The organism is Bradyrhizobium sp. 1200_D9_N1_1, assembly GCF_052075915.1.
Lineage (GTDB): Bacteria > Pseudomonadota > Alphaproteobacteria > Rhizobiales > Xanthobacteraceae > Bradyrhizobium > Bradyrhizobium diazoefficiens.
Map to the genome: position 1 here is coordinate 1,237,576 of NZ_CP197226.1, position 26,853 is coordinate 1,264,428.

The following is a 26,853-nucleotide window of genomic DNA, read 5'->3' on the forward strand; positions in this document are numbered from 1 at the left end:
CGGCCGGAAGGCCGTGCGCAAGGAGACGCTGAAATCAGCGAAGGAGCGATGGCCAACCCTTCGCGCAACAAGGGCCAGGGAGAGGAGACGTCAATGTCGAAATCGTTCAGGGCGTTCGGCCTTGCGGTGAGCGCGGTGGTGCTCACGCATCTGCCGGCCGCAGCACAGACCAAGGTCACCAATGAAGGCATCTCGGCGACCGAGATCGTGATCGGCACCCATCAGGATCTGTCGGGGCCGATCAAGGGCTGGGGCGTGCCGGTCTCCAACGGCATGAAGATGGCGGTCGAGGAGGTCAACGCCGCCGGCGGCGTCAACGGCCGCAAGATCCGGCTGGTGGTCGAGGACAGCGGCTACGATCCGAAGAAGGCCGTGCTGGCGTCGCAAAAATTGATCGAGCGCGACAAGATCTTCGCGATGGTGGGACCAATGGGATCGCCGACCGTGCTCGCGGCGCAGGACATCCTGCTCGACGCCGGGGTGCTTCAGCTCTTCCCGCTGACGGCGGCGGAGTTCACCTTCAAGTTCGATCCGGCCAAGCCGCAGGAGCGGCTGAAGTTCAACAACCTCCTGCCCTATGTGGAGAGCACGCGCGCCGCGCTCAAATACATGATGGAGTGGAAGAGCTTCCAGAAGCCCTGCATCATGCACCAGGACGACGAGTACGGAAAGAACGTGCTTGACGGATTCAACCAGCAACTGGCTGTGATGAAGGTGCAGCCGGCCTCGATCACGAGCTACAAGCGCGGCGCCTCCGACTTCAGCGCCCAGGTCGCGAAGATGAAGTCCGACGGCTGCGACCTCGTCGTGCTCGGCGCGGTCCTGCGCGAGCCCATCGGCGCCATGACCGAGGCCAGGAAGCTCGGCTGGGACGTCACCTTCCTCGGTGCGACGCCCGTCAACGTGATGGAAGTGCCCATGCTCGGCAAGGAAGCAGTGGAAGGCCTCTATGCCGCGTCGGGCTTCGAGATCCCGTATGAGGACACCGCCAAGGGCAAGGTCCACGACTGGCTCGTCAACTACAAGAAGATGTTCAACACCGACGCCAACACGCAGGCGATCATCGGCTACAACGCGGTGATGACCTTCGCCTTCTATGCGCAGAAGGCGGGCAAGGACCTCACGGGACAGAAGATGCTGGACTCGCTCGAGTCGGGCGAGAAGTTCCTCGACATCTTCAACTCGCCCCCGACGAAGTTCTCCAAGACCGACCACCTCGCCAACACCATCACCCAGGTGCAGCAGGTCAAGGGCGGCCGCTGGGTGCTGGTGAAGGACAATCTGATGTTTTGATGCGTCTTCGCCTCTCCCCGCGTGCGGGGAGAGGCCGGAATTTGCGGGAGCAAATTCCGGGTGAGGGGGAGTCTCCGCGAGTCCATCTTTCACCGTCTTTGCGGAAGCTGCCCCTCACCCCAACCCTCTCAGCGCGAGCGGAGCTCGCCGCGGCCCCGCGAAGAGCGGGGAGAGGGAGAAGAAACACCTACGATCCGCCGCCCGCGGTCCCCGAATTCACCGGTGCCAGCTCGTCTTCACGGCAGCGCCAGCCGTCGCCGGCTTTGACGAAGGCGAAGGTGCGCTGGATCCTGAGGCGGCGCGTGACGTTGAAGGCGTCCGCGGAGCGCTCCTTGTTGCCGGCGGCTCCCGGCTGCGGACGACCCGTCCTGGCGTCCCAGCAGGTGCCGGTGCAGGTGGAGGCGACCTTGCTGCATGTGGCGAAGGGCGCCAGCACGACCATTTCGATCTCGCCCGTGACCTGCGCCTCCTGGTCGCTCACCTGGCTGTCGACGGCGTAGACGCGGTTGATGCGCAGGAAATTTCCGCAGGAATTGGCCGCGTGAATCCGCGCGGCGCAGAAGTCGACGGCGTCGGTGTCGGGCGAGCGGGCGGCGACCTGCCGGCCGAACACCTTTTTGGGATCGCCCTTGGCGGCGCGGATCTCGTCGATCTTGTGTGCGAGGTAATCGGCGAGGCAGCTCTCCGCCGATTCGAGCTCTTGCAGCGGCACGTTCTCCTTGCCGACCAGATTGCATCTGCGGTCACGCTCTCGCGTCCACCGGCCGTATTCAGCGAAGGCAAAGCGGGCCGCAGTCGGGTCCAGCTTGCCGATCAGCCCGAGCACCTGGCCATTGAGCTCCGTTTCGGCGAGCGCCAGCGAGGGCTCCGCGCAGATCAGTGCGCCCGCGGCCGTATTGGCGGCGAGACAGTCGAAATCGGGATCACGCAGGATCGTGGCGCGCTCCTCGGTCACCTTGAGGAGACACGCCTTCACCCGGTCGAAATCGTCGGCGCGGATCCGGGTCTGGCCGACGATGCCGCAGCCGAGATTGCGCTGGCGGCCCCAGATGGCGTTCTCCTCGATCGCCGGCAGGCGGTCGGGCAGGCGGGCGAGCCGCGCCTCGATCGCCGTGCCCAGCTTCTCGGCGGCGGCGGCAAGCTCGGCGTCACCGCAGATCAATTGATTGCCGGGGTCGCGAATCTGCTGGCAGTTGTTCCTGGCGAACAGCGGCAGCTTGTCGGCGATGGAGCGATCGGATGGGCCGGATTGCGCGAACACGGGTGCCGCGGGCGCCAGCAGCGCAAGCACAATCAGCCCGATGAACCGCATTCCAGTCGCCCCCGCCTTGCCGGAGGCATGCTAGCGCCCCGGATCGCGTGGTGGAATGAATTTGTGGGACGGCGCTTTGCGTCGACCCGCTGGCTCCATCCGGGTTGCAAGCTAGCTCAGTGCGCCTCGGCCGTGGCCATCGACAACCGCACCGGCTCGTCGACATATTTCAGCACGGCCGACTGGTACAGCACGAACAGCGGCTGGTAGCCCCGCGAGTCGTCGTCCTCGACCATCGCCATGCGGCGGTTGTCCAGCATCAGCCAGTGTCCGTCGAGCTTTGCCGCGGCAACCGCATGCTCCTCGCCGGCGCGGATGTCGCGCACCACGACGACGCGGAGGTCCTCGGTGGCAACGCCGGCGAGCCGCAGCGCGGCCAGCTTGGCGATGGCATAGTCTTCGCAGTCGCCGGCGCCGCGCTGGAAGGTCGCAAGCGGCGAGCTCCAGACGTCGTCGGCGCCGTCATTGGCGGCGCGGATGGCGAGGTTGATGGCGCGATTGGTCTCGCCCAGCCGGGCGCGGCCGTCGCGGGCGCGGGCCTGGTCGACGATGGCGAGCAACTTGAGTGCCGCAGGCGATGCGCAATTGTCGCGGTCGCCGTCGCACAGCGCGAGCTGCACCATGTCGTCGTCGAGCCTGGATTTCAGCGCGGACCATTTCTGCTGGAGGCTGCCGGACGAGATGGCAAAGGCGAACACGCCGAACGGTTCGGCGGATTTGCGCACGAGGACGCCGGCGCCCGGCGACAGCAGCGTGCCGGCGCGGAGCTCTGCGGCCGATCCGAGCAGAACCAATCCGCACAGGACAAGGATTGCGCGCCAGGCGCGCGAGCGAGCAGCGGTCTCCATCTGACATCCCCTTCCGGCTTCGCCAGGTCCCCCTCGACCTGTACGTGCCGGGCTTTGTTGCTTTCGCGGAGATAGTGCGAGACGGGCCGTTTTGTTCTGCTTAACGCGCCCGGCAGGGGCCCCAAAACCGTGGGACAGGCTGAAACGGCTCTGCCCAAATTGCGTAAAATTTTACGAATCGGGGGCTAGGAGGTGTCCGGTCGCCGCGAAATGGAAACAATTGCAGGCAGAAGTTGCAGGTAGGCTGATTCTGTCGCCTATGGCTAACGACCCGCTATTTCACGGGTTCTGTTAGTTGGGTCACAGATTTAGTTCCGTATTTCCCGCAGGATGCCCCGGGGTTCCACGAAGAAAAGATGACATGAGTATCTGCCGCTTGATCTATACGGCAGTTTACTTTGGATGACTGAGAATGTGCGAAAACGGGCCGACTTCAACTTCAGAATACTGCAAGGAATACTTTGTCCTCACCATGAGGGCACTGCTCTTCGGGGGCTCCGATCGTCAAGTGACGCGAAATCACACAAGCAATAGATGGTTTCGCTAAGGATTTAGTAATGCTATGCAAGCTTAGGCGGTTGATACTTACTTAAATTTTAACCCTTTTTACGGTGCCCGGTTGAATTACGCTGGCAAATTTGACGCCGCGATCTTCTTGGACGGCCAGGGTTCCCACTCGCCCGCCGATGTCCATGTCGATTCCTTTACCGCCAAGCCCTTCATCGCGAAGGCGCACGGTCACGTGCCTGATGGCGCGTTCGTGGTTCCCGAACCGAACCTGATCTTCAACGGCGAGTTCAAGCGCGCCGGTCTCGACCTCGTGCTGTCCCATGACGGACACGAGTTCGTCGTTCACGATTATTTCAGGGGCGACAAGCGCGCCGCGATCGCCTCGCCCGATGGCGCCCACCTCACCGGCGACGTCGTCAACGCGCTCACGGGCCATGTGCAATATGCGCAGGCCGCGCCCGGTACTGCCGCAGCCCAGGTCATCGGCCACGTCACCAAACTCTCCGGCAGCGCGACCGCGGTCCGCAACGGCGTTTCGGTCATCCTGAACAACGGCGACAATGTCGAGAAGGGCGACGTGGTCTCGACCGGCGCGGATTCGACGCTCGGTATCACCTTCATCGACGGCACCGTGTTCGGCCTGTCCTCCAATGCGCGGATGGTGCTGAACGAGATGGTCTACGACCCCAACGGGTCGAACAACTCCTCGCTGCTCAGCCTGGTCGCCGGCACCATCACCTTCGTCGCCGGCGAGACCGCCAAGCACGGCGACATGAAGATCGACACGCCGGTCGCCACCATGGGCATCCGCGGCACGGCGGTGCTGACCCAGATCAACTTCGTCGTTCCCGCCGGCGGCGGCGATCCGCAGCCGCAGGCGAGCTTCCAGGTGCTGGTCGAGCCGAACGGCACGACGGGCTCCTACATCCTGTTCGACAAGGTCACGCTGCTGCCGATCGCGACGGTCAATCAGGCCGGCCAGATGATCCAGATCAGCGGCGGCAACGTCTCGATCACCAACGCGCTGATGTCGCCGGACATCCAGAAGCTGATCACGGACGTGTTCACGCTGAAGTTCACCGACAACAACACCAACACCAAGCTGACCACGAACTTCACCGACACGATCACGCAGACCGGCAACATTGTCGTTATCAAGACGGACACCGGTGCCACCGCGACCGCGACCTTCACGAATCCCAATCAGCCGGGTTCGGAGGGGGCGGGCCATAATCCGGCGACCAGCACCCGCATCCCCGGGCCGCCCCTGCGTCAAAGCCTCGATCTCGACGGCAACGTGAAGACGGCGTTCGCGCTGACCGAGCACGCGAACGCGACCGGCGATACGACGCCCGATACGATCTCCGGCCGGATCACCTTCGTCGACCAGAACCTGGGCGATCAGCCGACGGTGAGCATTAGCTTCGGCGACGCGCCGAACTACGTCTACAAGACCGCCGGCCAGCAGGATGTCACCGGCACGCTCTCTGCGCTCCAGAAGCAGGACATCGCGGCGACGCAGATCGATATCCAGGTCGCCGCCGCCGCCGGCAACAACAATAACGGCTCTGCGGTCTGGACCTATACGATCCCCGACCACGTCTTCGACTTCCTGGCGGCGGGCGAAACGCTGACGCTCACCTACAGGGTCCGCGTCGACAACAATTTCTCGGTCAACCCCGAAGCGTCGTTCATCGACATCACCATCACGATCACCGGCACCAACGACAAGCCGGTGATCACCACCAGCGTTCCGACCATCACCTTCGAAGGCGGCACCAGCAAGCCGGGCGGTCCGCTCACCAGCGATGTGCCGACGTCGGGTACGCTGAGCTTCGACGACGTCGATCTCACCGACAAGCATACGGTGTCGGTGGCGCTGACCAGCGCGACCCTGCCTGATGGCAGCACCGTTCCGCCGGGTCCGCTCGCCGCGTTCCAGAGCGCGATGTCGGTCGCGATCGCGGCGGGTGCCGACGGCACCGGGGACGGCACCGGCACCATCAACTGGTCGCTGGCCGACCTTCCCGTCTACCTCGCCGACTTCATTCCGAAGGGCGAGGTGCTGACGCTGACCTACACCGTGACGCTCAAGGATTCGCAGGGCGCCACCTCGCAGCAGACCATCACCGTCACGATCAAGGGCACCGATGCGCCCGCGGTGGTGTGGATCGCGACCGACCACGCGGGCGCGCCTTCCGGCGGTTTCTGGAAGGACGCGGCGAACTGGGAAACCGGCACCGTCCCGACCATCAATGACGACGTCATCGTCATCACCGATCAGCTGCACGGCCTGACGCCGTCCTATCCGGTGACGATCGACGTCGCCGCCTATGCCAGGTCGGTGACGATGAACGATTTCGGCGGCCCGCCGCCGAAACTGATCAACCAGAGCTCGCTGACGATATCGGGCGCGCTCAACATGGGCGCGGACTCGATCCTCACCAACACCGTGACCGGCACGATGTCGGTCGGCGGCAAGGCCAAGATCCTCGACACGAGCGTGCTTACCAATGCCGGCTATCTGACGCTCCAGGGCGGCGGTGATTTCGCCAGCGGCACCACGATCAGCAATTCGGGCACGATCGAGCTGTCGGGCGGCACGTTGAACATACTGGCCACGATCCACAATGCCGGCGGCACGCTGAAGACCGATGCCGGCACGATGCTGATCGTCGATACCGCGACGGTCGACGGCGGCACCGTCGCCATTCTGGGCACGCTGGAGCTCGACGGCACCAGCCTGATCGAGCACGGCGCGCTGAACAATTCCGGCACGGTCAACGTCAAGGGTACGGCCGAGTTCGCCCACGAGAGCGTCTCCAATACGTCGAGCGGGACGATCAAGGTGCTGGCGAATGGCTGGCTGACCGTCGACCAGGGCTCCAGCGTCACCAACAACGGTGCGGTTACCGTCGATGCCAGCGGCAAGCTGACCGTCAACGGCGCGACGATTAGCGGAGCGGGGCCGGTTATCGGCGGCGGTGACGATGAAGATGGCCCCGTCCTCAACGCCGGCATCCGCGGCACAGGCGTGATCACCGGCAACGGTGAAATCGACCTGACCGGCAACGCCGTCCTGAGCGACGGCATCCTGAACAACAATGCTGTCCTCAACGTCAGCGGCAGCGGCAATGCGCTGAGCAATGAGGGCGTCGACAATGCCGGCACGATCGAGGTGCTGGCGAACGGCGCCCTGGCCATCGACCAGGGCTCGACCGTCAATAATTCGAGCGGCAACGTTATCGTCGATGCCAATGCCGCGTTGACCCTGGACCACGCCACGCTCAGCGGCGGCGCCATCAAGGGCGGCGGCACCATCGACGTCATGGGTGCCAGCAAGATCGACGGCGGTGCCATACTCAGCGTCACTGCGGTCACCGCGGGTGCCGCGCTGACGCTGGATGGCGTCACCGTGTCCGGGACTGATATCACCGACAATTCCAGCATCGAGCTCGACAACACCGTCAAGCTCAAGGAGGGCGCCAGGATCCAGGGCGGAGCGGTCGCCAACACCGGCACGCTCGAGATCGCCGGCGCCGCGACGCTGCTCAACGATATCCTGACCAACACCAGCCATGTCATCAAGATCGACGATGGCCAGACGCTGACGCTGTCCGGTACCGAGATCACCGGCGGCACCATCGACAATTATAGCGGTGCGCAGGGCGGCGCGATCGACGTCACCGGCAACAGCAAGATCGACGGCAACGCAACCCTGAACAAGGGCACGGTCACGGTCGAAAACGGCGTCACACTGACGCTCGACGATGCCACCATTGCGGGAGCCACGATCGGCAACGGCGGCACCGTCAAGGTCGATCCCGGCAAGAAGCTGACCCTGGCGGGTGCGAGCCTGACCGGCGGCGCACTCTCCGTTTCGGGCACGCTGGATTCGTCCGGGGCGACCACGATCACCGATGCTGCCATCACCAGCAACGGCCTGATCGAGGCGGTTGGCGGCCTGCTGACGCTTGCCACGATGACCTCGGCCACCATCGCCAACGCCGGCACGCTTCAGGCCAATGGCGCCGAGCTCGACATCGACCACGAGGCCGTCACCAACACCGGCACGCTGGCCGCAATCAATGGCGGCACGCTGAAGCTGATCGCGATGACGGTGACCAACGGCACCGGCGCGGTTTCGGTCACATCAGGCTCGACGCTCGATCTCGTCGGGGCAGTGATCGATGGCGGCACGTTGACGATCGCGGGGACGCTGGAATCGACCGGCACGAGCGCGATCCACAACGCCGATATCACCAATACCGGCACGATCGCCGTCACCGGCGGCACGCTGACGGTCGATCCCGGCGTCCTTCACGCGATCACCAATCACGATCTGATCGAGGTGGTGAACGGCGCCACGCTGAAGCTGATAACCGCCACCGTGGCCAACGCCGGCGGAACGATCTCGATCGACGCCGCGTCAAAACTCTATCTGTCCGACGTTTCGATCAATGGCGGCAGCCTGAGCAATTCTGGCAATCTCTACGGGGTCACCGGTCTCAACACGATCTCGGCGGCGGTCACCAACACCGGCACCATCGAGGTCCAGGCCGGAACGTTGAACCTCTCCGGCGGCCTCAGCGGCGTCGGCGCGGTGATCATCGACAACGGCGCGATGCTTGAGCTCGGCGGTGCGGACGCGCAGACGGTCCTCTTCGCGGGCGGCTCCAACACGCTCAAGCTCGACGATACAAGCCACGCCTTCAGCGGTACCATCAGCGGTCAGGCGTCAACGGGAGGCACCTTCACCATCACCGGTGATGCCAACATTGAGGCATTAAGTGGTGATGCGGTCGACTTCACCGCCTCGGGTGGGTCGCCCGGTAGCCATGGTGACATCATTCTCACGCCCACCGGTGCACTGACCGGTGCGGCCAATGGCGTCGTCGTCACGCAGAATGGCACAGGCGACATCTCGCTGACGGCGACCGGCAACATTACCGGCAGTGCCGGTAACGGCATCACGTTGCGCGACAGCCAAACGGGCTCCGGTGCCATCACGGTCAACGATCTCACCGGCAAGGCGACCGGCTCCGGCGCGAATTCGGTCGGTGTGCTGGTCGAGAACCTGAACACCGCCAACGGCGGCGACATTTCGATCACCCAGCTTGGCGGCGCCGCGGGCGGCGCCTACGGCATCGATGCGCACACTGAGGGTGGCGGCGACATTACCATCGACGCCGGCGGCACCATCACGGGGAACTCGATCTACGGCATCCGCTCGCGCAGCTATGGCTCAGGCAGCACGACCGTCAGGACGGAGGCCGGCAGCGTCGTCACGTCGGGAAGCTCCGGCGTTGTCGCAGTCAATCGCGCGAGCACGCTCCTGGCCTCGGATCACAGCTCGATCACCGTCACCAACTACGGCACCGTCAACTCTGGTGCGAGCCTCAATCTGAGCGGCAACGCGCCGGCTGGCCTCGAGGCCGGCTACCTCGGCGCGGCGACTGGCTTTGGCGCCAACGCCAACGTCTATGGCAACGTCGTCGTCAACAACTACGGCAATGTCGCCGCCGCGGGCGGCTACGGCATCCACGCCTACAATTACGGCAATGGCGACGTCACGGTGAACGACGGCGCCGGCACCACCGTCATCGGTGCCGAGATAGGCATCCGCGCCCAGGCGCTGAACGGCGGTAGCGGCAACGTGACCGTCACGCTCGGTGCCAGTGCCTCGGTGAAGGGCACGACCAGCTACGGCATTCTCGCCTATAGCATCGACCAGGGCGACATCAGCGTTACCCTGGCGAGCGGCGATAGCGTCATCTCGGGCAGCTCCGGCATCGTGGCGGTCAACTACGCTGCGGCGATCGCAAGCGGCGTACACAGCACGATCTCCGTCGTGGCGCACGGCGCCATCCATTCCGGCTCGGCGCCGAACGGCGATACCACCACGCCGGGCGCGATCATCGCGGGCTACAAGCCGGGTGGCAGCGGCGTCTTCTCGAACGCCGTCAGCGGCGACGTCACCGTCACCAGCGATGCGACCATCATCGCGGATGCCGGCTACGGCATCGAGGCGTTCACCTGGGGCGTCGGCAAGGTCACGGTCACGACCGGCGCGGGCTCCTCGATCACCGCGGCGGGCACCGCGATCGGTGTCTTCGATCATGGGGGCGGGGACGTCAGCGTCACCAACAACGGCTCCGCCACCGGCGCGGTCGGCCTGTCCGCTTTTGCCGCGGGTGCAGGCGCTGTCACCATTGTCAATAACGGCCATATCACCGGCACCAGCAGCGTCGGCATCAGTGTCAATCAGAACGCCGTCGCTCCGGGCGATCCGGCCGCGACCGGCTCGACGCACGTCACCAACACCGGCTCGGTCGTGGGCGCGACCGGCCATGCGGCGATCTTCATCCAGGAGAACGCGAACGGCCTCGCGACGATCGACAATTCCGGCACGATCGGGCCGGCCGTCGCCTCCACCGTGACCTCCGCGACTTATGCGATCGTCGAGACCGGCGGCGCCGTCATCATCAACAACACCGGCCACATCAACGGCAACATCTCGGTCGCGAGCGCGACCTTCAACAACAATGCAGGCGGCATCTGGACCGTCGGCGGCAGCAGCGTCTTCGGCAACGTGTCCTCGATCGTCAACGCCGGCGAAATCGATCTGCTCAATGGCGCCTCGATTTCGGTGAACGGAACCGGCATCAGCAATTCCGGCGACATCGACAGCTGGGGCGCGGCGTCGATCACGGGCACCATCGTCAACAGCCATCTCATCGAGGTCCACACCGGAACGCTGACGCTGTTCGGCTCGCTGACCGGCGCAGGCTCGGTCACGATCGACGCCAATGCGACGCTCGAGATCAAGAACCTGGTGTCGCAGACCGTCACCTTCGCCGGCGCCGGCGGCGAGCTCGAGATCGACACCGCGACCTTCGGCGGTTCGATCGCCGGCTTCGCCGCCAACGAGAAGATCGACCTGTCGACCATCACCTGGGACGGCGGGACCACGGCGACCTATGACGCCCTCACCGGCAATCTCGTCGTGAGCGATACGCATAACCACAGCATCACGCTCAAGCTCATCGGCAGCTACAGCGACACGCATTTCATCACGAGCAGCGACGGAAACGGCGGCACCATCGTCGAGATCGCCCCGGTCGATGAATGGACCAATCCTGCCGGCGGCGACTGGAACACGGCGTCGAACTGGAGCCTGGGCGTGCCGGCGGCCAGCTACGACGTGAAGCTGCTCGCCGGAGGCGAACCCTGCACCGTCGACAGCGCGGCCAACGTCACGATCCACGACCTCACCGTCGCCTCCGGCGTGACGCTGCTGACCGAGCCCGGCACCGTGTTCACGGTGAAGGGCGACGTGGTCGACAATGGCCTGATCGAGGCCGGTCCGTTCTTCGGGAACAACGTTTCGACGATCGACATCAAGGGCAATGTCAGCGGCACCGGCGCGATCGAGATTTCCAACAAGGCCGTCGTGGAGATCGAGGGCTCGGTTTCGGGGATCGTCGTCTACTACGACAACGGCCTGGGCACCCTGGTCCTGGACCATGCCAAGGATTTCCACGGGCTCATCTCGGGCTCTCCGGCCGGAGCTCCGCTCTCGTCCGGCAATCTGATCGACATGAAGGATCTCGCCTGGACGTCCTCGATGTCGGCGCAGGCCCAGTACAATTCGGACACGAACGTCACGACCGTCGACTTCTACAACGGCGCGACCACCGTCACCCTGCAGTTTCTCGGCAGGGACCTGAATTGGACCCTTCAGAGCGACGGTCATGGCGGCACCACCGTTTATGATCCGCTCGCCGATGCGCCCATGACGATCGAGTCCGACGCGGTGCTGAACCTCAGCGAGGCTTCCGCACAGAGCGTGACCTTCGCCAACGGGACCGGAACCACCGGCACCTTCGCGATCGAACACGCCGCCGATTTCACCGGCGTCATCAACGGCTTCGCGGGCGACGGCACCACCACCAATTCGGATCTCCTCGACCTCAAGGACATCGGCTTCTCGAGCCTGACCGGGGTGACCTACACCGAAAACGCCGACCATCTGGGCGGCGTGCTGACGCTGTCCGACGGGACCGACACCGCGACCATCAAGTTTGCCGGGAGCTACAGCATCGACAGCTTCCATTTCGCCAACGACGGCAACGGCGGCACGCTGGTCGTCGATCCGCCCACGGGACCCACCCTGGTCGGAAACGACGGGCAGGACCAGTTCTCCTTTACGAATTCGACGCTTCCGGTTCAGAGCACGATCGTCGATTTCGAGCTGGGCCAGGACAAGATCGACCTGCAGAAGTTTGCCAACATCCACTCCTTCAGCGATCTCGGCATCACGCAACAGGGAGCCGACACGCTGGTCACGCTCGACGATCACCAGTCGATCCGCCTGAAGAATCTCGTGGCGAGCAGCCTGCATGCCGGTGATTTCATCGTCGCGAACCATGCCTGACGGTCATTCCCCCGGTTCGGCTACGGCGCCTCGTTCGCGGCGGATTCCGGTATCAAAGATGTAGCTGATTGCGTATTGTCGCCCGAACATCGGACGAAGAAGAGCTGCGGGAAATTCAGGCGATATGAAACGTCTCAAGATCCTCCGGCGGTGGTTTGCGCGGAAGCTTGGCCTTGCGCGGCTGATGTGCCTGGCGCTGCTGGTCGTCTTCGCCGGCGCCCGGCTCTGGGATCCGCCGCCGATCCAGGAATTGCGGCTGCGCACCTTCGACATGTTTCAGCTGATCGATCCGCGCCACAAGACGGCGCGGCCGGTCACCATCGTCGACATCGACGACAAGAGCCTCGCCAGGCTCGGGCAGTGGCCGTGGCCGCGGACGCGGATCGCCGATTTGATCCAGAACCTCACCAGCAACGGCGCGGTCGCGATCGGTTTCGACGTGGTGTTCTCGGAAGCCGACCGGCTCAACCCGGATCTGGTCGCGAGCCAGATGCGCTATCTGGACGATGCCACCCGCGCCAAGCTGCGCGAGCTGCCGACCAATGACCAGATCCTTGCCGATGCTATCAAGCGCTCGCGCGTGGTGCTGGGCGAGACCGGGCAGCGGGCGATCTCGTCGGAGATCGACAAGGAGCTCCCCTTCACCGGCGTCGCGACGGTCGGCGAGGACGGTGCCGAACGCTTTCTGTTCGAATTCCCGGGCCTCCTGCGCAACGTGCCCGTCATCGAGAAGGTTGCGGCGGGCCGTGGCCTGTTTTCGATCAAGACCGAGCGCGACGGATTGATCCGCCGCGTGCCGATGATCATGCGCGCGCAGGGCATGGTCATGCCCTCGCTCAGCCTCGAGATCCTGCGCGTCATCACGGGAACGCCGACGCTGCTGGTCCGGACCGACAAGACCGGCGTGCGGGGCGTGCGCCTCAAGGGCGTCGAGATACCGACCGACAGAAACGGCCAGCTCTGGGTGCATTACGCTCGCCAGGATCCCTCGATCTACGTCTCGGCGGCCGACGTGCTCGACAACACCGTGCCGCCCGCCAAGATCGCCGGCAAGCTGGTGCTGGTCGGCACCTCCGCGGTCGGGCTCAACGACATCAAGACCACGCCGGTGTCCTCGACCATGCCGGGCGTCGAGATCCATGCCCAGGTGCTGGAGAGCGTGCTGAGCGGCGCGGTGATCTCCCAGCCGAACTACGCGCTCGGCGTCGAATTGATCGCCGCGCTTGTCATCGGCCTGCTCGTCATCATCTTCACGCCGAACCTCGGCCCGGTACGCCTCGTGCTTGCGGGCGCGATGTTCGCCGCCATCCTGGTCGGCGTGTCCTGGTTCTTCTACGCGCAGTACCGCTACCTCATCGACTTCACCTACCCGCTGCTGTCGACCACCGCGATCTACCTGACGCTGATCTTCGCCAGCTTCGTGCGCGAGCAGCGCCAGCGCGTGCAGATCCGAGGCATGTTCGCGCAGTACATGTCGCCGGTTCTGGTCGAACAGCTGGCGCAGTCGCCGGAAAAGCTCGTGCTCGGCGGCGAGGAGCGCGAGATGACGATCATGTTCTCCGACGTGCGCGGCTTCACCACGATCTCGGAGAGCTACAAGCACGATCCGCAAGGTCTCATCACGCTGATGAACCGCTTCCTGACGCCGCTGACCGACGTGATCATCGATCAGAAGGGCTATATCGACAAGTACATGGGCGACGCCATCATGGCGTTCTGGAACGCGCCGCTCGACGATGCCGAGCACGAGGTCAACGCCTGCGAGGCTGCGATCCAGATGCTGGAGCGGATCGACGCGGTCAACAAGGAGCGCGAGGAGGAGGCCGCCGACGGCGGCCACGTCTACATCCCGCTCAATGTCGGCATCGGCCTCAACACCGGCATCGGCGTGGTCGGCAACATGGGCTCCGACCTGAAGAAGAATTATTCGGTGCTCGGCGACAGCGTGAACCTGGCCTCGCGCCTGGAGGGACAGTCGAAGGAATACGGTTTCCCGATCATCGTCGGCTCCAGGACCGCGCTCGCCGCCAAGGACAAGTTCGCGATCCTCGAGCTCGACTTCATCATGGTCAAGGGCAAGACCGAGCCGGAGGTGATCTACGCCGTCGCCGGCCGCGAGGACGTGATGCATTCAGGCTCCTTCCAGCGCCTGCGCAACGTCACCATCGAGATGCTCGGCTGCTACCGCAACCGCGACTGGCAGGGCGCGCTGGACGCCATCGAGCGCGGCCGTCGCAGCGAGGACGCCGACACGCTGGAAAAGCTGTTCAAGCTTTATGAAATCCGCATCAAGGAATTCCAGCTCAATCCGCCGGCGGAAGGCTGGAACGGGGCATACGCGCTGCTGACGAAGTAGGGGGCACACATTCGCTGTCGTCCCGGACAAGCGCGCCTCAAGCGCGCGCCGATCCGGGACCCATAATCCCAGGGAGGAGTTGCGGCGCGAGATCGGCAACCCGAGTCTTCGCCAAACATCTCCCTGTGGCTATGGGTCCCGGGTCTGCGCTGACGCTTGCCCGGGACGACAGGGGTGTTTGACGCGGTAGATTGCCCTCACTCCACCCCGATCGTCGTCAGGTCCTGGAACCAGTGCTGCGCCTGCACGAACTGCTTGATCTTAGGCGACAGCGCATGCGGGTTGGTGTCGTGGACGACCCAGACCAGCGCGGCGTCATCGACGATCAGCGCGTGCGCCTGGGCGAGCAACTCATCCTGCTTGGCGCTGTCGAAGGTCTGCTTGGCCTCGTCGATCAGCGCGTCGACCTTCGGGTTCTTGTAGCCGCCCCAGTTGACGCCGACCGGCGCGATCTGGCCGGAATGGAAGAAGCGGACGATGGCGTAGAGCGGGTCGGAGGTGACATAGGCGATGTTGTTGGCGGTGATGCCGGCGTTCATCTCGTCGGCCGCGCCCTTGCGCCAATGCGTGTAGAGCGTCTCGAGCTCGACGACCTTGAAGTCGATGTCGATGCCGATCTCCTTGAAGCTCTGCTGCAAGAACTCGTTCATCGGCAGCGACAGCATCTGGCCGGTGCCGCCCTGCGCGATGATGAAGGTGGTCTTGAGCGGCTTGGCCTTGGAGTAGCCGGCTTCCTCGACCAGCTTCTTCGCCGCCGCAAGGTCGTATTTCAGCTCGAAGGTCGGCTTGCCGAACCACGGGCTCGACGGATCGACCTGGCCCTTGGCGGGTTTTGCCAGGCCGTTCATCAGGCCGACCACGGCCTCACGATCGATCGCAAGGTTCAGCGCCTTGCGCAAGCGGATGTCGGTCCAGGGCGAGCCCGGCAGCACGCTCAGATGATAATTCCAGACATGCGGCGTGACGTTGTCGACGAGCTTCATGCCGGCCGCCTTCAACTGCGGCACGGCGTCCGGCGCCGGCGTCTCGATCAGGTCGACTTGCCCGGCGAGCAACGCGTTGGTGCGCGTCAGCGCTTCGGGCATCGGCACCAGCACCAGCTTGTCGACCTTGGGGATGCGCTTCTTGTTCCAGTAGTCCGGATTCTTGGTCAGCTCCGCAAGCTCGCGCGGCACCAGCTTGGTCAGCTTGAACGGGCCGGTGCCGGAGGGCTCGCTGGCGAACTTGTCCCAGTCCTTGCCGAGCTTCTCGTACTGCGCCGGGCTCGAGACCAGGAACCACAGCATCTGATAGGGAAAGAAGGAATCAACCGTCTTGGTGGTGATCTCCACCGTGGAATCGTCGATCTTGGCGTAGCTTGCGACGGATGGCAGGCGGGTCTTCACCTGCGCGCTCTGCCGCTTGTCGAATTGCGGCGCCTTGTCGTTGAGCACCTTGTCGAGATTCCAGATCACGGCATCGGCGTTGAACTCGCTGCCGTCGTGAAACTTCACACCCTTGCGCAGCGTGAAGCGCCATTTGGTCTTGTCGGCATCGTCCACCTTCCATTCGGTCGCGAGGCCCGGCACCAGCTTGCCGGGACGATCGGCGACGTCCATCTCCCAGGCGACGAGCGGATCGTAGATCGTGTAGGCCGTGAACTGATAGGCGCCGGCGCCGCGATCGGGCTGGCCGGTCGTCAGCGGAATGTCCGCCATCGAGATGCCGTAGCGCACCACCGTTTCGGCGCGCGCCGAGATCGCGGAAATCGCCAGCGCAAGCACGGCGAAACAGGTCGTTAGTCGGATACGCATGGCCCAAAGCTCCCAGGAGATTTCGGGGCCAAACTTGCAATCTTGATGCCAGAATAGGCAGCGACGTGCCTCCGCAGACGTGCGATCACAAAGACTTGTCGTCGCAGGGGCAATTTGCAGAAAAAGTTTCCCCATTGGCACAGCCATTGCATGCGATTGCATCAAAATTAGTCACTGAAAGCCGGAAGAGGACTGAGACGATGCTGATCAAGAACAACAAGACCCGCGCGGCGCTGATCGCGTTGCTGGCGCTCGGCAGTGCCGCCGCATGGCCGCGTGTGGCCAGCGCGGAAACGGTGCTGCGCATCGGCATGACCGCTGCCGATATTCCGCGCACGCTGGGCCAGCCCGATCAGGGCTTTGAAGGCAACCGCTTCACCGGCCTCACCATGTATGACGCGCTGACCGGCTGGGACCTGTCCTCCGCCGACAAGCCGAGCGTGGTGATCCCGGGCCTTGCGACCGAGTGGAAGGTCGACGATGCCGACAAGACCAAATGGACCTTCAAGTTGCGCCCCGGCGTCACCTTCCATGACGGCTCGCCGTTCAATGCGGACGCCGTGGTGTGGAACGTCGAGAAGGTGCTGAAGCAGGATGCGCCGCAATTCGACGCCAGCCAGGTCGGCGTCACGGCCTCGCGCATGCCGACGCTCGCCTCGGCGAAGAAGATCGACGACATGACGGTCGAGCTCACCACCAAGGAGCCCGACAGCTTCCTGCCGATCAACCTCACCAATTTGTTCATGGCGAGCCCGGCGAAGTGGCAGCATTTCTATGACAAGGCGGAAGGCGCCGACGCCAAGGCCAAGTCGCAGGCCGCCTGGACTGCCTTTGCGAAGGATGCCGCGGGCACCGGCCCGTGGAAGATGGCGAGCTTCACCCCGCGTGAGCGGCTCGAGCTGGTCAAGAATGCGAGCTATTGGGACAAGGCGCGCGTGCCCAAGGTCGACAAGATGGTGCTGTTGCCGATGCCGGAGGCGAACGCCCGCACCGCGGCGCTGCTCTCCGGGCAGGTCGATTGGGTCGAGGCGCCCGCGCCGGACGCGCTGCCCGAGCTCAAGCAGCGCGGCTTCAAGCTCTATGCGAACGAGCAGCCGCATGTCTGGCCGTGGCAGTTCTCGCGCATCGAAGGCTCGCCCTGGAACGATATCCGCGTGCGCAAGGCGGCCAACCTCTGCGTCGATCGCGAAGGCCTCAAGGACGGCCTGCTCGCCGGCCTGATGGTGCCTGCGACCGGCACCTTCGAGCCCGGCCATCCCTGGCGCGGCAAGCCGGCTTTCGAGATCAAGTATGACAAGGCGGCCGCGCAGAAGCTGATGCAGGAGGCCGGCTTCGGCCCGAACAAGAAGCTCGAGGTGAAGATCCAGACCTCGGCCTCCGGCTCGGGCCAGATGCAGCCGCTGCCGATGAACGAATATCTCCAGCAGGCGCTCGCCGAATGCTATTTCGACGTGAAGCTCGACGTCATCGAGTGGAACACGCTGTTCACCAACTGGCGCCGCGGCGCCAAGGATCCCTCGGCCAACGGCTCCAACGCGACCAACGTCACCTATGCGGCGATGGACCCGTTCTTCGCACTGGTGCGCTTCCTGCAATCGGGCATGGCGCCGCCGGTCTCGAACAATTGGGGTTTCATCAACAATCCCAAGTTCGACGAGCTGGTGAAGAAGGCGCGCCAGACCTTCGATCCCGCCGCGCGTGATGCCGCGCTCGCCGAGCTGCACGCGGCCTCCGTCGACGACGCCGCCTTCCTCTACGTCGCCCACGACGTCGGCCCCCGCGCCATCAGCCCGAAGGTCACAGGCGTCGTGCAGCCGAAGAGCTGGTTCATCGACTTCTCGCTGGTGTCGATGCAGTAGTTCGCGCCACACGCACGCTGTACCCTCTCCCCTTGTGGGAGAGGGTGGCTTCGCGATAGCGAAGCCGGGTGAGGGGTCTCTCTCCGCGAGTGACCCTCTCTCTCATTCGATAATGCTGTAACCGCGGATAGAACCCCTCATCCGGCGCTTCGCGCCACCTTCTCCCACAAGGGGAGAAGGGAAGAAAGAATCCGACGTGCTCGCCTATACCGCCAGACGCATCGTCTATGTCGTCCCGATCGTCATCAGCGTCGCGCTGGTGTGCTTTCTGCTCGTGCACATCACGCCGGGCGATCCGCTCGTCGCCGTGCTGCCGGCCGACGCTTCGCAGGAGCTCGCGGCGCAGCTGCGCGCCGCCTACGGCTTCGACCGGCCGCTGCCGGTGCAGTTCGGGCTTTGGCTGCTCCGTGCCCTTCATGGCGATCTCGGCAATTCCATCGCGACGGGGCGCCCCGTGCTCGCCGAGGTCATGCGCGCGGTCGGCAACACCGTCACGCTCGCGATTGCCGCCGCCATCATCGGCTTCACCATGGGCATCCTGCTCGGCCTGATCGCGGGCTATTTCCGCGAGACCTGGATCGACAAGGTCGCGACCTCCTTTGCCATCGCCGGCGTCTCGGTGCCGCATTACTGGCTCGGCATGGTGCTGGTCATTATCTTCTCGGTGCAGCTGAACTGGCTGCCCGCGGTCGGCGCCGGGCCCAACGGCTCCAACTCCTGGGCGTGGGACTGGGCGCACCTGAAATATCTCGTGCTGCCGGCGATCACCACGTCGGTGATTCCGATGGGCATCGTCACCCGCACCGTGCGCGCGCTCACCGGCGACATCCTCAGCCAGGACTTCGTCGAGGCCCTGCGCGCAAAAGGCCTGCACGAAACCGGCGTGTTCCGTCACGTCATCAAGAACGCCGCGCCCACCGCGCTCGCGGTGATGGGGCTTCAGCTCGGCTACATGCTCGGCGGCTCGATCCTGATCGAAACCGTGTTCTCCTGGCCGGGCTCGGGCTTCCTGCTCAACTCGGCGATCTTCCAGCGCGACCTGCCGCTGCTGCAGGGCACGATCCTGATCCTCGCGCTGTTCTTCGTCTTCCTCAATCTGCTGGTCGATATCGCGCAAGCCGCGATCGATCCGCGCATCAAGCGGGGCTAGCCGATGAGCGAGCTTCCGTTGTCCGCCACTGCCGACGCCGCGCTGCAGGCCGCGCCCGCCACCAAGGCGCGCGGCTATTGGGCCACCGTCGGCCGCCGCATCGTGCGCGACAAGGTCAGCATGGCCTGCGCGCTGGTGCTGCTGCTGATCTTCCTGTCCGCGATCCTGGCGCCATGGCTCGGCCTGGAAGACCCCTACAAGGGCTCGATGATCCGCCGCCTTCGGCATATCGGCACGGTCGGCTACCCGCTCGGCACCGACGAGCTCGGCCGCGACATGCTGGCACGGCTGATCTATGGCGGGCGGCTGTCGCTGGTCATCGGCATCCTGCCCGTGATCCTTGCCTTCTGCATCGGCACCTCGCTTGGCATCATTGCCGGCTATGTCGGCGGCAAGCTCAACACCGCGATCATGCGCACCGTGGACGTGTTCTACGCTTTCCCGTCGGTGCTGCTCGCCATCGCCATCTCCGGCGCGCTCGGCGCCGGCATCCTCAACTCCATCGTGGCATTGACCATCGTGTTCGTGCCGCAGATCACCCGCGTTGCCGAGAGTGTCACCACCGGCGTGCGCAACATGGATTTCGTCGAGGCCGCGCGCGCCTCCGGTGCCGGGGCCTTCACGATCATGCGCGTGCACATCCTCGGCAACGTGCTGGGCGCGATCTTCGTCTATGCCACCAGCCTGATCTCGGTCTCGATGATCCTGGCCGCCGGCCTCTCCTTCCTTGGCCTCGGCACCAAGCCGCCGGAGCCGGAATGGGGGCTGATGCTGAATACGCTGCGCACCGCGATCTACGTCAATCCCTGGGTCGCCGCGCTTCCCGGCGCGATGATCTTCGCGGTCTCGATCTGCTTCAACCTTCTCTCGGACGGCCTGCGCAGCGCCATGGACATCAGGAACTAGGCCATGAGCGAAACCAACGCTTCCGTCGCCATGCTTGAGCCGATCGAAGATCTTGGCGGCGTCGCGCAGCCGCTGCTCCAGGTCAACGGCCTGACCAAGCATTTCCCCGTCCGCGGCGGGTTGTTCGCCGCGAAACGCACCGTGCGCGCCGTGGACAACGTCTCCTTCTCTGTCGCCAAGGGCGAGACCGTCGGCATCGTCGGTGAATCCGGCTGCGGCAAGTCCACCACCGCGCGCCTCCTGATGCATCTGATGCCGCGCGATACCGGCGACATCATCTATGACGGCATGACCGTCGGTCAGGCGCTGTCGCTGCGCGAGCTGCGCCGCGGCATGCAGATGGTGTTCCAGGACTCTTATGCCTCGCTCAATCCGCGCCTCACCATCGAGGAATCCATCGCCTTTGGCCCGAAAGTCCACGGCATGGCCGATGGCACGGCGCGGGCGCTGGCGCGCGAGCTGCTCGGCAAGGTCGGCCTGCGCCCGGAAAACTTCGCCAACCGCTATCCGCACGAGATTTCCGGCGGCCAGCGCCAGCGCGTCAATATCGCGCGGGCGCTGGCGCTGTCGCCGCGGTTGGTGATTTTGGACGAAGCCGTCTCCGCGCTCGACAAATCCGTCGAGGCGCAGGTGCTCAATCTCTTGGCCGATCTCAAGCGCGAATTCGGCCTGACCTATCTTTTCATCAGCCACGATCTCAACGTCGTGCGCTACATCAGCGATCGTGTGCTGGTGATGTATCTCGGCGAGGTCGTCGAGCTCGGCCCGGTCGACCAGGTCTGGGACCAGCCGGCGCATCCCTATACGCGCGCGCTGCTGGCGGCGATGCCGTCCTCCGATCCTGACAGGCGTACCGAAAAGCCGCCGATCACCGGCGATCCGCCCAATCCGATCGATCCGCCGTCGGGCTGCCGCTTCCACACGCGCTGCGCATTTGCGGAGCCGCTCTGCGCAAATGCAGCGCCAAAGCTCACCGCGGTCGATACAATGGGCCACGAGGCCGCGTGCTACATGGCCATTCCGGGGTCAGGCCATAGCCGCGCGCCCGCAGGGGAAATCGCATGACGAGACCGACACCAAAAGAGATCAAGCCGATCGCGCTAGTTGCCGGCGTTCCCGTGGATGACGAGATCGCAACACGCATCTCCAACTCCATCGGGCCGGCCTTCGAAGGCTTTGCCGCCATCGCCGGCACGCTGCCATTCGACCTCGAGCCGGCTTCTTACGTGCTCGCGCAGACGGCGAAGGTGTCGAAATGAGCACCGAACCGGCATTGATGACGCTCACCGAGGTCGCGCGTGCGATCGCGATGAAGCAGGTGTCCTCGCATGAGGTGACGCGCGCGCTGCTGCACCGCATCGCGCAGTGGCAGCCGCATCTCAACGCCTTCATGTCGATCGAGGCGGAGGCGGCGCTGAAAGCAGCCGAGGCCGCCGATGCCGAGCTGGCCAAGGGCGAAGTGCGCGGTCCGCTGCATGGCGTGCCGCTCGCGCACAAGGACATGTATTACGATGCCGGCAAGGTCTCGACCTGCGGCTCGCTGATCCGCCGCGATTTCGTCGCGACGACGACCTCCACCGCCTTGCAGCGGCTGAAGGATGCGGGCCAGGTCCGGCTCGGCACGCTGCATCTCGCCGAATTCGCCTATGGACCGACCGGCCACAACGCCCATTACGGTCCGGTGCGCAATCCCTGGAACGTCGCGCATATCACCGGCGGCTCGTCGTCGGGCTCCGGCTCGGCGGTGGCCGCGCGGCTGACCTTTGCGGCGCTGGGCTCCGATACCGGCGGTTCAATCCGCATGCCCGCACATTTCTGCGGCGTCACCGGCCTCAAGACCACCTGGAGCCGCGTCAGCCGCGCCGGCGCGATGCCGCTGTCGCAATCGCTCGACACGGTCGGGCCGCTCGCCCGCACCGCCGAGGACTGCGCGCTGCTGCTGGCGCTAATGGCCGGTCCCGATCCCGAGGATTCGACCGCGAGCCATGAGCCGCTGTCCGACTATGTCGGCGCGACCAAGGGTTCGCTGAAAGGCCTCAAGATCGGCGTGCCCGCGTCGTTCTACGTCGACGATCTCGACAGCGAGGTCGCGCGCGTGCTGGACGAGACCATCGCGGTGCTCAAGCGCGAGGGCGCCGACATCGTCAAGGTCGAGCTGCCGGACCAGCGGCAATTGTCTTCGGCGAGCCAGCTCGTGCTCGCGGCGGAAGCCGCCGCCTTTCACAAGCGCTGGATGATCGAGCGTCCGCAGGATTATGGACCGCAGGTCTTGATGCGGCTGCAGAACGGTCTCGCCGTTCCCGCCATCACCTATCTCGAAGCGATGCGCTGGCGCGGTCCCGCGCTTGCCGCCCACAACGCCGCGACCGCTGGTGTCGACGCGATCATCGCGCCGGCCTCGCCGGTGCCGGCGCCGACCATCGAGGAGAGCGATGTCGGCGGCGGCCCGAATGCGCCGGCCATGGTGCAGCGGCTGACGCTGTTCACCCGCCCGGTGAATTTCCTCGGCCTGCCGTCGCTGACCGTACCGTCCGGCTTCACCAAAAGCGGGCTGCCTGTTGGCATGCAGTTGATCGGCCGCTCCTTCGATGAAGCGACCCTGCTCACCATCGGCGCGGCGTTCCAGCGCGTCACCGACTATCACGATCGGGTACCCAAACTGCCGTCATGACAAAGCTCGTCGAGATCTCAGGCCTCAACATCCGCTTCACCGGCGAGCGCACGGTCTATGCCGTGAACGATCTCAGCCTCTCGCTGGGAGACGGCGAGGTGCTGGGCCTGCTCGGCGAATCCGGTTCCGGCAAGAGCGTGACCCTGCGTGCGCTGATGCGGCTGCTGCCGAAGAAGCGCACGCAGATCACGGGCAAGGTCAACGTGATGGGCCGCGACGTGCTCGCGATGAACGACGAGGAGCTCTCGTCGTTCCGCGGCCAGACCGTCTCGATGATCTTTCAGGAGCCGGCGCTCGCGCTCGATCCGGTCTACACCATCGGCGCGCAGATCGCCGAAAGCGTGGTGCGCCACGAAGGCAAGTCTTATGCGGAAGGAAGGGCACGCGCGCTCGAAATGCTCGAGGTCGTGCGCATTCCTTCCGCAAAACGGCGGCTCGATGCCTATCCGCACGAAATGTCCGGCGGCATGCGTCAGCGCGCGATGATCGCGCTGGCGCTCGCCTGCCGGCCAAAGATCCTGCTCGCGGACGAGCCGACCACCGCGCTCGATGCCACCGTGCAGATCCAGATCCTGCTGCTGCTGCGCGAGCTGCAGCGCGAGTTCGGCATGTCCGTCATCTTCGTCACCCACGACATCGGCGTCGCCATCGAGATCTGCGACCGCGTCGCGGTGATGTATGCCGGCCAGATCGTGGAGCAGGGAACCTTGCGTGACATCGTCCGCACGCCGGTGCACCCCTATGCCAAGGGCCTGCTCGCCTCCACCATCCACGGCGCCAAGCGGGGGCAGCGCCTCGAAACCATCCCGGGCACCCCGCCGTCGCTGGCCGAAAAGCCCCACAATTGCTCCTTCGCCCCCCGCTGCGCCGCCGCCCAGCCGCGCTGCCTGGAGCAACTGCCTGCGAATGTGGAGGTGGGACCAGGCCGGGCGGCAAGGTGCGTGCTGGCGGAGCCGGTGACGGCGTCGTAGCGCTGGCGAGCTGTCGCTCCCGGGACGGTGCGCTCCCTCGCCCCGCTCTTGCGGGGAGAGGGTTGGGGTGAGGGGCCTCTCTCCGCGCATGACCATGTCGAGAGACCTGTACCCCCTCACCCGGATCGCATCTTGCGATGCGATCCGACCTCTCCCCGCAAGCGGGGAGAGGTGAAAAGCCGCCCGCGCCCGCGGCTACCCCTCTCCCTGCCCCTCGCCCGCAAGGGGGAGGGAATGAGAGAGTTTGCGTCCCTCACTTTCCAAACGCGCGCCACTTCGGAATTCCTCTGCGGCAACACCGGCTTGTCACAATTCACCGAGCGCGCTCGGCCAAGGTCCGTTCTACTGTGCATGGGGTTGTTTTCGAGTTTTTTGTTTAGACGCCCCACCGAGGGCGAGCCGACCAGCATTCAGACCCCATTCATCCCGGTTCCGGTTCCATGGCCCCGTTCACGGAGAGGGACCTCACTTATGTACATTTCCAATGAAGGCCTGCTCGTCATTCTGTTCGTCGGCCTGGTCGCCGGCTGGCTGGCCGGCAAGGTGGTGCGGGGCGCCGGTTTCGGCATCATCGGCGACATCGTGATCGGCATCGCCGGCGCGTTTGTGGCCAGCTTCCTGTTCCCGAAGCTCGGCATTCGTATCGGCACTGGGCTCGTGTCAGAAATCGTCTATTCCGCTATCGGCGCGGTCATCCTGCTGCTCGTGGTGCGGCTGGTCCGCGGCGGCGGCCGGTTCTAGCGGCGCCTTGACCTAACTTTCGACCTCTCCCCGCCCGGGGAGAGGTGACATATCTGCAAGAAAAAGCCGCAAGACTGTGAGATTCCGGACTTGCGCGCCGGGCCATCAGGGGGTGATGTGCCCCCACAGGGGATCGGGTTGATTCAGCCGCGTTGGACGAGGGGCGAAAACGCGATGTTAATCCGGGTCAATTACTCCTGAAATTGCCTTTGAAATCAGGGGCTTTGCCCCTTACCCGAAAGAGACCAGACTGATGGCAGCCGTCCCTGGCGTTCGCCGTTCGGAGCTCGCTGACGCGCTGCGCGCTTGTCGCACGGCATTCGTCGGCGTCGGCCTGATGAGCTGCATGATCAACCTGCTCTATCTGACCGGGTCGATCTTCATGCTGGAGGTCTACGACCGGGTGCTGCCGAGCCGCAGCATTCCGACGCTGGTCGGCCTGATCATCATCGCCAGCTTCCTCTACGCGGCGCAGGGCGTGCTCGACATGATCCGCAACCGGATCCTGGGGCGGATCGGCACCGCGCTCGACGAGGCCCTGAACAAGCGCGTGTTCGACACCGTCGTGCGCCTGCCGCTGCTGATCGGCAGCCGCAACGAGGGCCTCCAGCCGCTGCGCGACCTCGACAATGTCCGCTCCTTCCTCGGCGGCATGGGACCGAGCGCGTTCTTCGATCTGCCCTGGCTGCCGCTCTATCTCGCCATCTGCTTCGCCTTCCACGTCATGATCGGCGTGACCGCGCTGGTCGGCGCCATCATCCTGGTCGGGCTGACGGTGGTCACCGAGTTCATGTCCCGCCAGCCGGCGAAGGATGCGATGGGGCTTGCGGCCCAGCGCAACGATCTCGCCGCCTCCAGCCGTCGCAATGCCGAAGTGATGGTGTCGATGGGCATGACCAGCCGGATGAACCAGCGCTGGAGCGAGGCCAACGAAAAATATCTCGTCGGCAATCAGCGTGCGAGCGACGTCGCCGGCGGCCTCGGCGCGGTCGCCAAGGTGCTGCGCATGATGCTGCAATCCGCCGTGCTCGCGGTCGGCGCCTATCTCGTCATCCACCAGGAGGCGACCGCCGGCATCATCATCGCGGGCTCGATCCTGTCGGCCCGCGCGCTGGCGCCGGTCGATCTCGCCATCGCGCACTGGAAATCCTTCGTCGCGGCCCGCCAGAGCTGGCAGCGCTTGACCCGCCTGCTGGAGCAGATGCCGGCGCAGACGATGCCGACCCAGTTGCAGGCGCCCACCAGCCGGCTCTCGGTCGAGGGCGTCGCCATGGTTCCGCCGGGCGATCAGCGCCTCATCGTGCAGGACATCACCTTCGCGCTCGCCGCCGGCAACGGTCTCGGCGTGATCGGGCCGAGCGGCTCCGGCAAATCCTCGCTGATCCGCGCGCTGGTCGGCGTCTGGCAGCCGGTGCGCGGCAAGGTGCGGCTCGACGGCGCGGCGCTCGACCAATGGTCATCGGACATGCTCGGCCGGCACATCGGCTATCTGCCGCAGGACGTGGAACTGTTCGGCGGCACTATCGCGCAGAACATCAGCCGCTTCGACCCCGAGGCCACCTCCGACGGCATCATCGCCGCGGCCAAGGAGGCCGGCGTGCACGAGATGATCATCAAGATGCGCGAGGGCTACAACACGCAGGTCGGCGAGCAGGGTGGCGCGCTGTCCGCAGGCCAGGCGCAGCGCGTGGCGCTGGCGCGCGCGCTCTACGGCAATCCGTTCCTGATCGTGCTCGATGAGCCCAATTCCAATCTCGACACCGAAGGCGACGAGGCGTTGACCCGCGCCATCCGCGCCGCCCGCGAGCGCGGCGCTATCGTCGTCGTGGTGGCGCATCGGCCGATCGGCGTCGAGGCGGTCGACCAGATCCTGGTGCTGCGCGACGGCCGCATGCAGGCCTTCGGCCCGAAGGAGCAGGTGCTCGCCCAGGTGCTCCAGCCGCGCGTGACGCCGCCGGCACCGATCAAGGTCGTCAGTGAGGGCGGAGTGGCCAAGTCATGAGCAC

General features: G+C 65.0%; 15 protein-coding genes. 12 read left to right on the top strand and 3 right to left on the bottom strand.

All coding sequences use genetic code 11. The features are described 5' to 3' along the window. The first annotated feature begins 93 nt into the window (after positions 1–93). Positions 94–1,293: an ABC transporter substrate-binding protein gene (locus AB5K84_RS05970; RefSeq protein ID WP_038966119.1), complete on the top strand. Its 1,200-nt coding sequence runs from the start codon at positions 94–96 to the stop codon at positions 1,291–1,293. A 187-nt stretch (positions 1,294–1,480) separates the two neighbouring features. Here AB5K84_RS05970 and AB5K84_RS05975 read toward each other — a convergent pair whose 3' ends face one another. Then, entirely contained in the window at positions 1,481–2,605 is a 1,125-nt protein-coding gene (locus tag AB5K84_RS05975) for a lysozyme inhibitor LprI family protein (RefSeq protein ID WP_011090650.1), read from the bottom strand. A gap of 116 nt (positions 2,606–2,721) precedes the next feature. Beyond that, positions 2,722–3,453 carry a transglutaminase-like cysteine peptidase gene (locus AB5K84_RS05980; RefSeq protein ID WP_011090649.1) on the bottom strand — a complete coding sequence of 244 codons (732 nt, stop codon included), beginning with the start codon at positions 3,451–3,453 and terminating at the stop codon, positions 2,722–2,724. Between the two features lie 619 nt (positions 3,454–4,072). On the opposite strand from AB5K84_RS05980, the gene AB5K84_RS05985 reads away from it, so the two are divergent. Beyond that, the gene (locus tag AB5K84_RS05985; RefSeq protein WP_038966116.1) at positions 4,073–12,400 is read left to right on the top strand and encodes a FecR domain-containing protein; all 8,328 of its coding nucleotides are present in this window, start codon (positions 4,073–4,075) and stop codon (positions 12,398–12,400) included. A gap of 124 nt (positions 12,401–12,524) precedes the next feature. Continuing rightward, positions 12,525–14,756, top strand: a complete 2,232-nt coding sequence (locus AB5K84_RS05990; protein ID WP_011090647.1) for a CHASE2 domain-containing protein — start codon at positions 12,525–12,527, stop codon at positions 14,754–14,756. Between the two features lie 197 nt (positions 14,757–14,953). Here the strand turns inward: AB5K84_RS05990 and AB5K84_RS05995 are convergent, their stop codons facing one another. Next, positions 14,954–16,549, bottom strand: coding sequence for an ABC transporter substrate-binding protein (locus AB5K84_RS05995; protein ID WP_028173725.1), 1,596 nt, complete (start codon positions 16,547–16,549; stop codon positions 14,954–14,956). 200 nt (positions 16,550–16,749) lie between these two features. Between AB5K84_RS05995 and AB5K84_RS06000 the strand changes: the two genes are divergently transcribed. The 9 genes from AB5K84_RS06000 (at position 16,750) to AB5K84_RS06040 (ending at position 26,849) form a co-directional block, all read left to right on the top strand. Continuing rightward, positions 16,750–18,408, top strand: coding sequence for an ABC transporter substrate-binding protein (locus AB5K84_RS06000; RefSeq protein WP_028173726.1), 1,659 nt, complete (start codon positions 16,750–16,752; stop codon positions 18,406–18,408). A 196-nt stretch (positions 18,409–18,604) separates the two neighbouring features. Beyond that, positions 18,605–19,558 carry an ABC transporter permease gene (locus tag AB5K84_RS06005; protein ID WP_011090644.1) on the top strand — a complete coding sequence of 318 codons (954 nt, stop codon included), beginning with the start codon at positions 18,605–18,607 and terminating at the stop codon, positions 19,556–19,558. A 3-nt stretch (positions 19,559–19,561) separates the two neighbouring features. Continuing rightward, positions 19,562–20,464 carry an ABC transporter permease gene (locus tag AB5K84_RS06010; RefSeq protein ID WP_011090643.1) on the top strand — a complete coding sequence of 301 codons (903 nt, stop codon included), beginning with the start codon at positions 19,562–19,564 and terminating at the stop codon, positions 20,462–20,464. Positions 20,465–20,467: 3 nt separating this feature from the next. Further along, complete coding sequence (locus AB5K84_RS06015) at positions 20,468–21,529, top strand: ABC transporter ATP-binding protein (protein WP_038966121.1); 1,062 nt, start codon at positions 20,468–20,470, stop codon at positions 21,527–21,529. Next, positions 21,526–21,723 (top strand): hypothetical protein, encoded by a 198-nt coding sequence (locus AB5K84_RS06020; RefSeq protein WP_038966122.1) that lies wholly within the window; start codon positions 21,526–21,528, stop codon positions 21,721–21,723. Before AB5K84_RS06015 ends, AB5K84_RS06020 begins: the two co-directional genes overlap by 4 nt. Further along, the gene (locus tag AB5K84_RS06025; RefSeq protein WP_011090641.1) at positions 21,720–23,135 is read left to right on the top strand and encodes an Asp-tRNA(Asn)/Glu-tRNA(Gln) amidotransferase GatCAB subunit A; all 1,416 of its coding nucleotides are present in this window, start codon (positions 21,720–21,722) and stop codon (positions 23,133–23,135) included. The genes AB5K84_RS06020 and AB5K84_RS06025 overlap by 4 nt, the downstream gene beginning before the upstream one ends. Further along, positions 23,132–24,106 carry an ABC transporter ATP-binding protein gene (locus AB5K84_RS06030; protein ID WP_011090640.1) on the top strand — a complete coding sequence of 325 codons (975 nt, stop codon included), beginning with the start codon at positions 23,132–23,134 and terminating at the stop codon, positions 24,104–24,106. Before AB5K84_RS06025 ends, AB5K84_RS06030 begins: the two co-directional genes overlap by 4 nt. Positions 24,107–24,577: 471 nt before the next feature. Beyond that, the gene (locus AB5K84_RS06035) at positions 24,578–24,847 is read left to right on the top strand and encodes a GlsB/YeaQ/YmgE family stress response membrane protein (protein ID WP_011090639.1); all 270 of its coding nucleotides are present in this window, start codon (positions 24,578–24,580) and stop codon (positions 24,845–24,847) included. Between the two features lie 253 nt (positions 24,848–25,100). Then, positions 25,101–26,849 carry a type I secretion system permease/ATPase gene (locus AB5K84_RS06040; protein WP_011090638.1) on the top strand — a complete coding sequence of 583 codons (1,749 nt, stop codon included), beginning with the start codon at positions 25,101–25,103 and terminating at the stop codon, positions 26,847–26,849. The last annotated feature ends 4 nt before the right edge of the window (positions 26,850–26,853 follow it).